Annotated in this window: 13 protein-coding genes; 3 read left to right on the top strand and 10 right to left on the bottom strand. The window is 68.1% G+C overall.

Features of this window, described 5'->3' with window-relative positions; all coding sequences use genetic code 11:
* Window positions 1–140: 140 nt before the first annotated feature.
* Together C6I20_RS09570 and C6I20_RS09565 are read right to left on the bottom strand one after the other, a co-directional pair.
* Window positions 141–956 (bottom strand): exodeoxyribonuclease III, encoded by an 816-nt coding sequence (locus C6I20_RS09570; protein WP_118395753.1) that lies wholly within the window; start codon window positions 954–956, stop codon window positions 141–143.
* Window positions 957–1,000: 44 nt separating this feature from the next.
* Window positions 1,001–1,396, bottom strand: a complete 396-nt coding sequence (locus tag C6I20_RS09565) for a DUF1304 domain-containing protein (protein ID WP_118395752.1) — start codon at window positions 1,394–1,396, stop codon at window positions 1,001–1,003.
* Between the two features lie 100 nt (window positions 1,397–1,496).
* On the opposite strand from C6I20_RS09565, the gene C6I20_RS09560 reads away from it, so the two are divergent.
* Window positions 1,497–3,932, top strand: coding sequence for an EAL domain-containing protein (locus C6I20_RS09560; protein WP_118395751.1), 2,436 nt, complete (start codon window positions 1,497–1,499; stop codon window positions 3,930–3,932).
* Between the two features lie 26 nt (window positions 3,933–3,958).
* Here the strand turns inward: C6I20_RS09560 and C6I20_RS09555 are convergent, their stop codons facing one another.
* Window positions 3,959–4,780, bottom strand: a complete 822-nt coding sequence (locus tag C6I20_RS09555; RefSeq protein ID WP_118395750.1) for an aldo/keto reductase — start codon at window positions 4,778–4,780, stop codon at window positions 3,959–3,961.
* A gap of 83 nt (window positions 4,781–4,863) precedes the next feature.
* Window positions 4,864–6,516, bottom strand: coding sequence for an FAD-binding dehydrogenase (locus tag C6I20_RS09550; protein ID WP_118395749.1), 1,653 nt, complete (start codon window positions 6,514–6,516; stop codon window positions 4,864–4,866).
* 144 nt (window positions 6,517–6,660) lie between these two features.
* On the opposite strand from C6I20_RS09550, the gene C6I20_RS09545 reads away from it, so the two are divergent.
* Window positions 6,661–7,149, top strand: coding sequence for a hypothetical protein (locus tag C6I20_RS09545; RefSeq protein ID WP_118395748.1), 489 nt, complete (start codon window positions 6,661–6,663; stop codon window positions 7,147–7,149).
* Window positions 7,150–7,203: 54 nt separating this feature from the next.
* Here C6I20_RS09545 and C6I20_RS09540 read toward each other — a convergent pair whose 3' ends face one another.
* Window positions 7,204–8,457 (bottom strand): geranylgeranyl reductase family protein, encoded by a 1,254-nt coding sequence (locus C6I20_RS09540; RefSeq protein ID WP_118395747.1) that lies wholly within the window; start codon window positions 8,455–8,457, stop codon window positions 7,204–7,206.
* A 44-nt stretch (window positions 8,458–8,501) separates the two neighbouring features.
* Between C6I20_RS09540 and C6I20_RS09535 the strand changes: the two genes are divergently transcribed.
* Window positions 8,502–9,227: a queuosine precursor transporter gene (locus tag C6I20_RS09535; protein ID WP_118398785.1), complete on the top strand. Its 726-nt coding sequence runs from the start codon at window positions 8,502–8,504 to the stop codon at window positions 9,225–9,227.
* Here the strand turns inward: C6I20_RS09535 and tgt are convergent.
* Genes tgt through C6I20_RS09510 form a run of 5 tightly spaced genes read right to left on the bottom strand, consistent with a single transcriptional unit; the run spans window position 9,215 to window position 12,843 of the window.
* Window positions 9,215–10,417, bottom strand: coding sequence for a tRNA guanosine(34) transglycosylase Tgt (tgt, locus tag C6I20_RS09530; RefSeq protein WP_118395746.1), 1,203 nt, complete (start codon window positions 10,415–10,417; stop codon window positions 9,215–9,217). The two genes, C6I20_RS09535 and tgt, sit on opposite strands and share 13 nt — an antisense overlap.
* A 20-nt stretch (window positions 10,418–10,437) precedes the next feature.
* Complete coding sequence (locus C6I20_RS09525) at window positions 10,438–11,091, bottom strand: M50 family metallopeptidase (protein WP_256372174.1); 654 nt, start codon at window positions 11,089–11,091, stop codon at window positions 10,438–10,440.
* Between the two features lie 20 nt (window positions 11,092–11,111).
* Window positions 11,112–11,516, bottom strand: a complete 405-nt coding sequence (locus C6I20_RS09520; RefSeq protein ID WP_118395744.1) for a tetratricopeptide repeat protein — start codon at window positions 11,514–11,516, stop codon at window positions 11,112–11,114.
* Between the two features lie 51 nt (window positions 11,517–11,567).
* Window positions 11,568–12,212: a hypothetical protein gene (locus C6I20_RS17100; protein ID WP_162891244.1), complete on the bottom strand. Its 645-nt coding sequence runs from the start codon at window positions 12,210–12,212 to the stop codon at window positions 11,568–11,570.
* Between the two features lie 10 nt (window positions 12,213–12,222).
* Window positions 12,223–12,843 carry an NAD(P)H-dependent oxidoreductase gene (locus tag C6I20_RS09510; RefSeq protein WP_118395742.1) on the bottom strand — a complete coding sequence of 207 codons (621 nt, stop codon included), beginning with the start codon at window positions 12,841–12,843 and terminating at the stop codon, window positions 12,223–12,225.
* Window positions 12,844–12,856 lie beyond the last annotated feature (13 nt).

Raw genomic sequence — 12,856 nt, 5'->3', positions numbered from 1 at the left:
GCCCCTCCTTCGCGCGTCCGTCGGCGGGACCGGCCTACCGCGACACCAGGCCGGACGCCTCGAGGGGCTCGAGCGCCGAGAGCGCCGCCGCGGCGCGACTCAGCGAGCTCTGTGGGGCATCCCGGACCAGGCGCAGCGCGTCACACGGCGTAGTCGACGACGAGGGGAGCGTGGTCGGACCAGCGCTCCGCCCAGCTCTCGGCACGATCCACCGTGGCCGTTGTGGCCGTGGCGGCCAGCTCGGGTGTGGCGATCTGGTAGTCGATTCGCCACCCGGTGTCGGTGTCGAACGCCTGACCTCGCATCGACCACCAGGTGTAGGGTCCGTCGACGTCACCGGCGACGGCGCGGTGCACATCGACCCAGCCGAGGTCGCCGAAGAAGCGGTCGAAATAGGCGCGCTCCTCAGGCAGGAAGCCCGCCTTCTTGCGGTTGCCCTTCCAGTTCTTGATGTCCCGCTCGGTGTGACCGACATTGAGGTCGCCGGTGACGACGCCGTGATTGCCACTCGCGCGGATTTCGGTGAGCCGGGTCGCCATCTGCTCCAGGAAGCGGTACTTGTCGTCCTGGCGCGGCGTGCCCACCTCGCCGGAGTGGACGTAGGCAGACACGACGGTCAGCGTCGACCCATCGGCAAGCGGCACGTCGGACTCGATCCAGCGTCCGGAGTCGTCGAAGTAGCCGTCGCCGTTGCCACTGCGAACGGCGGTCGGTTCGGCGCGGCTCAGCACCGCCACTCCCGCCCGGCCCTTGGCAGCCGCTTCGGCGTGCACGACGTGGTAGCCGGCCTCGGCGGTGATCTCGTGCACGATGGCGTCCGGTGCACGGACCTCCTGCAGGGTCACGATGTCGGCGCCACGCGTCGCGAGCCACTCGCTCAGACCCGAGGACTGGCCCCGGGTCTTGTTGTAGGCGGCGCGGATTCCGTTGACGTTGACCGTGGCGATTCGAAGCACGGCCCTACCCTAACGAGCGGGGCCGACGGTCTTGCGGCCCGTCGTCAGCCGGCGGCGACGAGGCTCGCGACGACGGCGGTGAGCGCAGGAAGGCCTTGGATCGAAGCGGCACGGGCGAACGGCTTGCCGCCACTGGCGATCAGGACGACGGCTGCAGCGAGCATGCTCCCGCAGGCAAACACGATCAAGGTCCAGCCGATCGAGTCGTGGGTGTCGGATGCCGCGACCACAATGATGCCCGTGAAGGTGCCGAGCGCGAGGAACAGGTTGTAGAACCCTTGGTTGAACGCCAACGGTGCTGCGATGTCGGCGTCGGCTTGTGACGCCATCCCGAAGGTCTTCCAGGTCGCGGGCTTGCGCCAGTCGAGCGACTCGAGCTTGAAGAACAGGACGTGCAGGAGTGCGGCGACGGTGGCCAGGGTCAGCGCGAGTGCGGTCATGGACGGGAGCCTAGTGGTCGTCGGCCTCGGTGAGGTGAACCTTCACTGACCTAGGCTCTGCTCCGGGGGGACGGCCGACACGAGGGAGACGTGGTTCACGGTGGTCTTCGCAATCCCCGACGACGACAGCGCGATGCTGCGCCAGATCATCGAGGCGACACCCAATGCGATGGTGATGGTTGACGACCGAGGTCGCATCACGATGGTCAACTCGCAGACCGAGATCCTGTTCGGGCACGCCCGGAGCGACCTGGTCGTGATGCATGTGGAGCGACTGATTCCCGACCGGTTCCGTGGCAGGCACGGGAGCTATCGGACAGAGTTCTTCAAACACCCGGACACCCGCGCGATGGGTGCGGGACGAGATCTGTTCGGCCTGCACCGCAGTGGGCACGAGTTCCCGATCGAGATCGGCCTGAACCCTGTTCGCATCGGCGAGGACACCCAGGTCCTCGCCTCGATCATCGACATCACTGAGCGCAAACGGGCCGAGGAGCGCCTCCACCAGGTTGTCGAAGCGGCCCCTAACGCGATGATCATGATCAATGCTGCCGGCGGCATCGTGCTCGTGAACTCACAGACCGAGCGATCCTTCGACTACTCCCGAGCGGAGCTCCTCACTATGAACATCGAGGACCTCATCCCGGAACGCTTCCGTCCCCGGCACGACGGCTATCGCGACGGCTTCTTCCAGCGTCCCGACCGTCGGGAGATGGGGACCGGACGCGATCTGTTCGGTCGGCGCAAGGACGGCAGCGAGATCCCGATCGAGATCGGTCTGAACCCGATCCAGATCATGGACGAGCAGCACGTGCTCGCCTCGGTCATCGACATCACCGAACGTCTGGCGGTGCAGGCCATCGAGATCGCCAAGCGAGCCGACCTGCTCAGGCGGTCGATCCTCGACAGCCTGCCCTTCAGCATCATCGCGTCGGAGCCCGACGGCACGATCGTCACGGCCAATCCGGCGGCCGAGCGGCTCCTGGGCTTCGACCGGGACGAGCTCATCGGCTCTCCGATGGCAGCACTTCGCGCGGCGACCAGCCAGACGCCATCCGTCCTGGCGCCGCGGTCGGACCAGGTCGACGAACGCGAGGTGGACTACAACCGCAAGGACGGTACGACCATCCCGGTCAACGAGGCCAGTGCCCGGATCGCCAGCGAGGACGGTGACGTCAGTGGCATGCTCTCGGTCGCGTACGACATCACGCAGCGCCGCGAGGCCGAGGCGTTCATCCGCCACATGGCCCACTTCGACTTCCTGACCGATCTGCCCAACCGGACCAAGCTGTTCGAGCGACTCGACGCTGACCTGGAGGCCGCCGCCCGCACCGGACGCAGCCTGGCCGTCGCCCTGCTCGACCTCGATCACTTCAAGCGGGTCAACGACTCACTGGGGCACCACGTGGGCGATGAGCTGCTGATCAAGATGGCCGAGCGCCTTCGGTCCCAGGTCCGGGCCGACGACATGGTCGCCCGCCTTGGTGGCGATGAGTTCGTCCTGGTCTTCACCTCGGTCGACGGGCAGGACCAGCTCGAGCAGCGGATCACCGAGATGCTTGCTGCCGTGCCGGAGCCGTTCGTCTGCAACGGGCACGAGCTGTTCGTGACGGCGAGCATCGGCGTAGCCCTGTTCCCGGATGCGGGCCGCGACGCCACGACGCTGCTCAAGCATGCCGACACCGCGATGTACCACGCCAAGTCCACCGCGCGGAACTCCTTCCAGTGGTTCGAGGGCTCGATGCTCGACGAGACCAACGACAAGCTCGAGATGGCGGCGGCGCTGCGGCACGCTCTGGATCGTGGCGAGATCTCGGTGTCCTATCAGATGCAGGTGTGCCTGACCACCGGAGACATCGTGGGAGTGGAGGCGCTGGCCCGCTGGCGCACCGCTGACGGCGTCGACGTCCCGCCAGACCGATTCATCCCGGTGGCTGAGGACAATGGCCTGATCATCCGGCTGGGCGAGTGGGTGCTCTGTCGCGCCTGCCTCGACGTGGTGACGATGTCCGCACAGCTCGGCATCCCGCTCAAGGTGGCAGTCAACGTGTCGCCCAGGCAGTTCCACGACAAGGGGTGGCTCGAGGTGCTGCAGCGTGCCCTCGCCGAGTCGGGTCTGCCGGCCGATCGGCTCGAGCTGGAGATCACCGAAGGCATCTTCATGGAGGATCCGCGGGGAGTTGTCGACGTACTGCACACGGTGCGAGCGCTCGGAGTCGCCATCGTCGTCGACGACTTCGGGACGGGATTCTCGAGCCTGGCCTACCTGACCCGCTTCCCGATCGACAAGATCAAGATCGACCGCTCGTTCATCGCGAACGTTGCGGTCGACGCCGCCGATGCGGCGATCGTCGACACGATCATCGTCATGGCGCACACCCTGGGCATGTCGGTCGTCGGTGAGGGCGTGGAGACCGAGCCGCAAGAGGCGTACCTGCGGGGACGCGGTTGCGATGAGGTCCAGGGCTACCGCTACAGCCGCGCCGTCCCAGCCGGGGAGCTGGCCGAGGCCGCCAGCGGTTTCAAGTTCGCCTGACGTCCGGACTGGGTAACTCCGTCGACTCAGAACTCCTCGTGGGTTCGTGGGTCGCCGCCGATCCGGTGCCCTGTCTCCAGGCCCGCGATGCGATCGAGGTCGTCCTGGCCGAGCTCGAACGAGAAGATGGCGAGATTGCTTCGGAACCGTTCGGGCGTCGCAGACTTGGGGATCGGGGCGGCACCGATCTGGGTGTGCCAGCGCAGCACGACCTGTGCAGCGGTGACTCCGTGTCGGGCGCCGATCTCGGCGAGGACCGGGTGGTCGAGCAGATTGCTCTTGCGTCCGAGCGGCGTCCAGCTCTGGGTGACGATGCCGTGGCGCTCATCGGCGGCGCGCTGCTCGGCCTGTTGGAGGTACGGATGCAGCTCGACCTGGTTGACCGCAGGCGCCACCCCGGTCTCAGCGACCAGCCGGTCGAGGTGTTCGGGCAGGAAGTTGGACACGCCGATCGACGTCGCAAGCCCCTCGTCCCGCAGCGCGATCAAAGCCTGCCAGGTCTCGACGTACCGGTCGATTCGGGGGAGCGGCCAGTGGATCAGGTAGAGGTCGACGTGGTCGAGGCCCAGTCGCTCGAGCGAGGCGCTCAGCTCACGACGTGGACCCCGAGAACCGTGTGCATCACCGGGCAGCTTGGTGGTGACGAACAGCTCGTCGCGCGCGACCGGTGACTCGGCGATGCCACGGCCCACCTGGCTCTCGTTCTCGTAGCGCGTAGCGGTGTCGAGCAGGCGGTAGCCTGCGTCGATCGCCTGGACGAAGGTGTCCGGGTCATCGATCGAGTACGTGCCGAAGCCCAGCACCGGCATCCGGCACCCGTCGTTGAGGTCGATCAGTGGCGCAGTCATGCCGTCAACGGTACGGGTGTCCCTTCGTCGGGCTCAAGGACCAGATGCTCCTTGGGCCGTTTGAAAAGGGGCCGGACCGGGGCCTACTGCACTTGCTGCGCGGCGGCCCGTCCGGCGGCGCGTCCGCTGAACAGGCATCCGCCCAGGAAGGTGCCTTCGAGGCTGTTGTAGCCGTGCACCCCGCCGCCGCCGAAGCCGGCGACCTCACCCGCGGCGTACAACCCGTCCAGCGGCCGCCCGTCGGCACCGAGCACCTGGGAGTCCAGGTTGGTCTCGAGACCACCCAGCGACTTGCGGGTCAGGATGTGCAGGCGCACGGCGATCAGCGGCCCCTTCCTCGGGTCGAGGATCTTGTGTGGCGTCGCGACCCGGATGAGCTTGTCGCCCCGGTAGGCCCGCGCCTGTCGCATCGCCGCTATCTGGAGGTCCTTGGTGAAGTCGTTGTCGAGCTCGCGGTCCCGCTCGACGACCTGGCGCCGCACGTGGTCGAGGTCGACCGGCGAGTCCGGCGTCAGCGCGTTCATGCCGGCGACGAGCTGCTCGATCGTGTCGGCGACGACGAAGTCCTCGCCCTTGTCCTTGAATGCCTCGACGGGTCCGGTCGCACCCTTGGAGAGTCTCTGCTTGAGCAGCTCGCGGACGCTTCTACCGGTCAGGTCGGGATTCTGCTCCTGCCCGGAGAGGGCGAACTCCTTCTCGATGATCGCCTGGCTGAGCACGAACCATGAGTGGTCGTGGCCCGTGTTCCGCAGCAGCTTGAGCGTGCCGAGCGTGTCGAAGCCCGGCAGGCCGGGGATGGGCAGCCGGTTGCCGGCGCCGTCGAGCCAGATCGACGAGGGACCGGGGAGGATCCGGATGCCGTGCAGGGGCCAGATCGGGTCCCAGTTCTTGATGCCCTCGACGTAGTGCCACATGCGGTCGCGGTTGATGTGGCTCGCGCCGGCCTGCTCGGCGATGCCGAGCATCCGACCGTCGACGTGCGCCGGGACCCCAGTGATCATGTGCTCAGGTGGGGTGCCGAGACGCTCGGGCCAGCTGGCGCGGACCAGGTCGTGGTTGCCGCCGATGCCGCCCGACGTGACGATGACTGCCTGGGCGGACAGCTCGAACTCGGCGATGGGCGTCCGTGACGTCGGCGCGGCTCGCTCGGCGTCGCTCGGCTCGAGCACTTGGCCGCGCACTCCGGTGACGGCTCCCTCGTCGACGATCAGCTCATCGACCTGGTGGCGGAAGGCGAACGTGACGAGGCCCCGCTCGTGACCCTGGCGAACGATCTTCTCGAACGGCTCGACGATCCCGGGACCGGTGCCCCACGTGATGTGGAAGCGGGGGACGGAGTTGCCGTGGCCCCCGGCCAGACCGCCGCCACGCTCCGCCCAGCCGACGACGGGGAACAGGCCGTGGCCCTTCTCCTTGAGCCAGCTCCGCTTCTCACCCGCGGCGAAGTTGACGTATGCCTCGGCCCATCGGCGCGGCCAGTGGTCCTCGTCGCGATCGAACTGTGCGCTGCCCATCCAGTCCTGCATCGCGAGCTCGACCGAGTCCTTGATGCCCATGCGGCGTTGCTGGGGTGAGTCGACGAGGAACAGCCCGCCGAACGACCAGAACGCCTGCCCTCCGATGTTCTGCTCACCCTCCTGATCGAGGAGGATCACCGAGCGACCGGCTTCGACGAGCTCCGCGGTGGCGACCAGACCGGCGAGACCTGCTCCAACGACAATGACATCTGCATCCATGTCACTGATTGTGTCGCACTCCGAGTCGCCGTCGTGTGGGGACCAATCGAGATTGTCATGCGATTGGGGCCGCAAATGGCTGCTCGCGAGGCGTCTCTGGCACTAGGTTCGATGGGTACACCTTCATCGTTGGGAGAAATCACCATGGCCGTTGACTTCAAGTCACTGGGCAAGTACGAACAAGGCGCACTCATCGCAGGCGGTCTTGCCATCATCCTGTCGTTCTTCGGCAGCTACGTCACGGCGTCCTACGACGGGCCGGGAGCCGGCGCGATCAGCGCCTCCTCCGGCACCAACGCGTGGACGAGCTACGCGACCCTGGGTGTTCTGCTGATCATTGCGTCGACCGCGATCGTGGCGGTCAAGGCGTTCGCCAAGGACAACCTGCCCGATGGTGTGCCGTGGAGTCTGGCCGCCGCCGGCACCGCCGCACTCGGCACCCTGCTGCTGATCCTCCGCGCGCTGTTCCCGGGTGGGGGAAGCTTCTCGGGTCTCTCGGTCGGTCCGGGCTGGTCGGGCTACCTGCTGTGGATCGCTTGCATCGCCCTCACGGCCTTCACGGTCCTCTCCTTCCGGGAGTCGGGCGAGAAGATGCCGGAGATCAACAAGAAGGACACTCCGCCGGCCGCTTGATCCGTCGACGACACGCGGGGCCCGGCTTCGGCCGGGCTCTTCGTGCGTCCGGGGTCAGGACGTGAACGGCGGGCGATCGTCCAGGCGCACGGACTGGCGACCGGCCCAGCGCCACAGCCGAGCGGTCATGTCGCGGTCCTCGTCGGTGACGAAGTTGCCCATGACCCGCAGTGCGAACGTCATGAGTCGGTGCGACCGCATGCCGATCGGTCCGGCGGTGGGCAGCAGCCGGGGGACCGTGATGAGGCCGGCGAGGCGGCGGGCGATCGAGAAAGCCTCGCCGTAGTGGGTCGTGAGCAGCGCCGGCCACGCGTCCTGCAGGTCAGTCTGTGCGCGCATCAGCTCGGCACCGACCCGCCCGGTCTCAAGGCCGTAGTCGATGCCCTCGCCGTTGAGCGGGTTGACACAGCCGGCGGCGTCGCCGACGAGGATCCAGTTGGGGCCGGCGACACCGGAGACCGCGCCACCCATCGGGAGCAGGGCGCTGGTGGGCAGCCGCAGCTCACCACTGAGGTCCCACTCCTCGCGGCGCAGGGTCGCGTAGTACTCCATCAGTGGACGAATCTGCAGCTCGGCAGGACGCTTCGCGGTGGCCAGGGCGCCGACACCCAGATTGACCTCGCCGTCGCTGAGCGGGAAGATCCAGCCGTAGCCGGGCAGCAGCTCGTCGTCCTCGCCGCGCAGCTCCAGGTGCGAGGAGATCCACGGGTCGTCGCTGCGACCGGACTTGACGTACGAACGGCCGGCCACGCCGTAGGCCGTGTCGCGGTGCCACTCGCGGCCCAGGACCCGTCCGAGCGACGACCGTACGCCGTCGGCGACGATCAACCGGTCGCAGTGGATCGTGTGGGGCGTGCGCTCCTTGCCGAGCAGGAATGTCACAGCGGTGACCCGCCCGCTGGCGTCGCGGAGAGCGTCGACCGCGCGGGCACCCTCGAGTGGCGTCGCGCCGGACTCGATCGCGACCCGGAAGATCTTGTCGTCCAGCTCGGTGCGCGGGACCGCCGAGCCCCAGTCGGGCAGCGATCCGCCGGGCCACGGGAGCAACAGCTCCTGGCCGAATCCCGCCGCCCGCAGGCCACGGTTGGTGCCGTGGCTGCGGACCCAGTCCTCCAGACCCAGGTGGGACAGCTCGGCGATGGCGCGCGGTGTGAGCCCGTCACCGCAGGTCTTGTCGCGGGGGAAGGTCGCCGCATCGGCGAGGATGGTGTCCATCCCGAATCGCGCCGTCCAGGCTGCGGCTGCGGCTCCGGCGGGGCCTGCGCCGACCACGAGCACGTCGGTACGGGTCGGCAGCTCTGCGGTCATGCGTCGATTCTCCCAGAGGGGTGGGCGACTGGCAGAATGCGGCCATGAGTTCGTCGACCGCAGCGGCCCAGCCGGACCGCGAGATCCACTACGCGTCGAGGGGTTCGTCGTACTTTGACGTCATCCTGGCGCTGTTCTGTGTCGTGCTCGTCGTGTCCAACATTGCGGCGACCAAGGGCACCCAGTTCTTCTCCGGAGACCTGACGATCGGTCCCGTCACGATCCTGCCGATCTACTCCGACGGCGGCGCGATCCTGTTCCCGCTGGCGTACATCCTCGGCGACGTGATCTCGGAGGTCTACGGCTTCCGCGCCGCGCGCCGCGCGATCCTCGTCGGCTTCGGCACGGCCCTGATCGCGTTCGCGACGTTCCTGATCGCGATGAAGCTTCCTTCGGCGAGCTTCTACGAGAACCAGGACGCGTTCGAGAGCGTCGTCTGGTCCGGCGTCCGCATCGTGGGTGCATCGATGGTGGCCTACCTCACGGGTCAGTTCCTCAACTCGTACGTCCTGGTGCGGATGAAGGCGCGGTCCTCGGAGCCGGGGCTGTGGCGTCGCCTGATCGGCTCGACCGGCGTCGGCGAGGCCGCCGACACGTTCATCTTCTGTGCGATCGCGGCAGGGGCGATCGGCATCACGACCGGTGGACAGTTCGTCAACTACTTCGTCGTCGGCTTCGTCTTCAAGGTCACCGTCGAGATCCTCGTCAGCCCGGTCACGATGCTGGTCATCCGTCAGCTCAAATCGCGTGAGCCGTCCTACTGGGCGTAGAAACGGGCCAGGAAGTCTGTCTTGAAGTCCGCGAACGTGCCGGACTCGATGTGCCTCCGCATTTCGTCGACGAGCCGCACCGTGAATCGTTCGTTGTGGATCGTCGCGAGCGTCGCAGCGACGTACTCCTTGGTCTTGAACATGTGGTGCAGGTACGCCTTGGAGTAGTGCGTGCAGGTGTAGCAGTCGCACTCCGAGTCGATCGGACCGAAGTCGCGCCGTGACGCCGCGACGTTGAGGTTGTAGCGACCTGTCATGGCGTAGACCCGCGACGAGCGGGCCACCCGGGACGGCGACACGCAGTCGAACGTGTCGCAGCCGTTCTCGACCGCCGTGAACAGGTCGTCGGGCTCGCTGATCCCGAGCAGGTGCCGCGGCTTGTCGTCGGGCAGCTCCTCGTTGACCCAGCGGACGATCGAGCCGAGGTTCTCCTTCTCGATCGCACCGCCGACGCCGTAGCCGTCGAAGTCCAGTGCCACCAGACCTCGGGCCGCGCGTCGCCGGAGGTCTTCGTGCTGCGCGCCCTGCACGACGCCGAACAAGGCCTGGACCGGCTTGTCGGAGCGTTCGGCCGACAGCCGCTGGTGCTCGGCGACGCAACGTTCGGCCCACGCCTGCGTACGGGCAAGGGACTCCTCCTGATAGCCGCGCGAGTTCATCAGCGTCGTCAGCTCGTCGAACGCGAACATGATGTCGGCGCCGAGCTGGTGCTGGATCTGCATCGACACCTCGGGGGTGAACCGGTGCTTCGTGCCGTCGAGGTGGGACTTGAACGTCACGCCGTCGTCGTCGACCAGGGCCAGTCGCTCCTTGCCCTCCGCGATGACGTCGTCGGGCAGGAGGGTGTGCGAGTCCATCGACAGGGTCTTCTTGAACCCGGCTCCGAGCGACAGCACCTGGAAGCCGCCGGAGTCGGTGAACGTCGGGCCGGGCCAGTTCATGAACCGGCCGAGCCCGCCGGCCTCGTCGATGATGTCGGCGCCGGGCTGCAGGTACAGGTGGTACGCGTTGGCCAGCAGCGCCTGGGCGCCGAGGTCGGCCATCGACTCCGGCAGCACGGCCTTGACCGTGGCGCGGGTACCGACGGGGATGAATGCCGGTGTCCGGATGTCCCCGTGCGGTGTCGTGATCGTGCCGGTACGTCCAAGGGCGTGCGGGAGGTCCTGCTCGGCGGTGAACACGCCCGCCATCTAATCAGGCGGTGAGTGGGTCAGCTGACCAGACCGGTCAGCCGGACGGCGCCGGCGAGGGCAGCGAGGGTCAGCAGGAGGAACACGATGTTCCACACCGTGGCGGGCAGGAAGGTCAGTCGGGCCAGCACGTCGGCGTCGCTAGTCCTGGTTCGTGCCTGTCGACGGTGCCGCCACAGGTCGACGACCGTGCGCGGTGCGGCGACCAGCATGAACCACGCGAACGTCAGGGCGGCGAAGTCCTGGACCCGTTCGGGCGCCCGCCAGATCAGGACACCGACCCCGGCACCCGTCAGTGCCACGACGACCAGCCCGAACCAGTTGCGGATGAACGCCAGCATCACCGCCAGGGTTGCGAGGCCCGCATACAGCGCCCAAGGCGTGTGGTCGTGCTCGACCAGCAGCACCGAGCCCAGCCCGAGTCCGGCGGGGGCGAGATAGCCGGCAGCAGCGGTCGCGATCATGCCCGGCCCCCGCGGCTTGCCGCTCGAGACGGTCAGCCCTGAGGTGTCGGTGTGCAGCCGGATCCCGTTGAGCCGACGGCCGGTCAGGACGGCGACCAAGGCGTGACCGGCTTCGTGCACCAGCGTCACAAGATGCCGGGTGAGGGACCAGATGGGCGGCACGACGACCAGCACGACGGCCGTCGCCGTGGCCGCCCAGGAGGTGTCCAGCCAGGAGGTGTCCAGGGCCGTCAGCCGGTCTGCTGGTCGATGAGCTTGACGCGGGTGGCGTCGCGGTCGGACGCGCCCATCGCAGCAGCGATCCGGTGGTGCACGGCGCCCTCGCGGTGCCGGCTCTGACGGTCGAGGCTCAGCCCGAGCGCAGTCTGTGCCCAGGCGCTGGTCGGCTCGAGCTCGACGAGACGCCGGAACGCCTCCTCGGCGGGCTTGAGCTGCGCGGCGGCGAAGTGCGCCCGCCCCAGCAGCTCCCAGCTCGCGCTGTGCTTCGGCTCCTCGTCAACGACCTTGCGCAGCACCCGCACGGCATCCCGGGGGAAGCGCGATTCGAGTAGCTCCTCGCCGGTCCGGAAGGCGTCGAAGACCTCCATCTCGGCGATGGTCTGGTCAGTGATGTTGGGGGTCAGGTGGATCGTCATGATGCGCTCCTTTCCGAGAGCTCGGACGCTTCAACACTGCGCGCGGTCCGGTCATTCCGCTGGGGGTGTCGTCGCAGTCGGAGTCGGGGTAGGCGTGTCCGTCGGTGTGGTGGGTGTCGGGGTCGTGGCTGTCGGTGTGGGCGTCGGCGTCGTGACGGGTGTCGACGCGGTCGCGGTGGGGGTGGGCGTCGTCGCAGGGTCGTTGGGCTGCGCAGGGCCTCGCTCCCCACCGAACGTGTCGCCCAGCGTCGTGCCGCCGGACCCGTCCAGGGAGCTCCCGGTCGCCAGCTCGTACGTCGTGATGGCCGCGAGCGCGAGGGCCATGACGACGACGGTCGTCGCGATGATGGTCTTCCAGTGCAGGCTGGGCGTGTCCGTGACAATCGCGCCCCGACGGACGGGGGAGTCGACCTCGGCGGCCTGCTCGATCGTCTCGGCGATGTCGTCGTCGTCCTCGACCCGGCGCTGGATCACGGTGCCGCTGGCCGTGGTGACCAACAGCGTGCGCCCCTTGTCGAGCGTCCGCCCGTACAGGGCTGAACTGATCGTGAGGACGGCGCTGCCGACGGCTGTGCCGACCAGGGTCCCCGCGACACCGAGCCTCGAGGCGATGAAGGCGGCGGTGACAGCGGCCATCACGCTGGCGATCACCTGGAACCACGACACCTCGCCCAGGATTCCGTGACGTCGTGACATGCGAACCAGCCTAGAGGGCGGTGTCGAAGGTCCGGTCGACCAAGGCGTCGATCTCGTCGAGCCAGGATGCCCGCTGCGCATCCGTCGAGTCGGCCACCGGCCGTAGAACGCGTCGGGTGACCCGCGGTCCCCCGAGGTAGGGCGCCACGCACCGGCCCCAGATCGACGCTAGCGGATCGCCGTAGAGGTCGCGCTCACGCTCGTCGGTCGTGTCCGAGGTGTTGACGACGAACAGCTCGGAGATCGGCGCGAGCGGTTCGGGGTGACCGGTGGCCTCGGCCAGCCGGTACGCGACGCCCGGCACGATGACCCGGTCGATCCAGCCGCTCAGGATCGCCGGGGGCATTCCCCACCAGTTGGGGTGGACCACGACCAGGGCCTCCGTTCGGCGGAGCTCTTCACGGTGCAGTGCCACGACGGGATCGGGCTCCCGCGCGAGGATCGACTCGACCGTCGCGCCGCTGGTGTGCGACTCGGCGGCACTCAGCAGCGGGTCGAACCGTTCGGCATACAGGTCGTGGGAGCGGACCTCATGGCCCAACGCCAGCAGTCGCTCGCCGATCCGCTCGGCGATGCCGTGGCAGAAGCTGGTCGGCCGGGGATGGGCCAGCAGCAGCATGACGGTGGACATGGAGTGATTCTGG

Origin of the sequence: Aeromicrobium sp. A1-2 (assembly GCF_003443875.1) — a bacterium.
In the GTDB taxonomy this organism is placed as follows: Bacteria; Actinomycetota; Actinomycetes; order Propionibacteriales; family Nocardioidaceae; genus Aeromicrobium.
The sequence above is the reverse complement of the archived record's forward strand: the minus strand, read 5'-3'. Positions and strand labels throughout refer to the sequence as shown.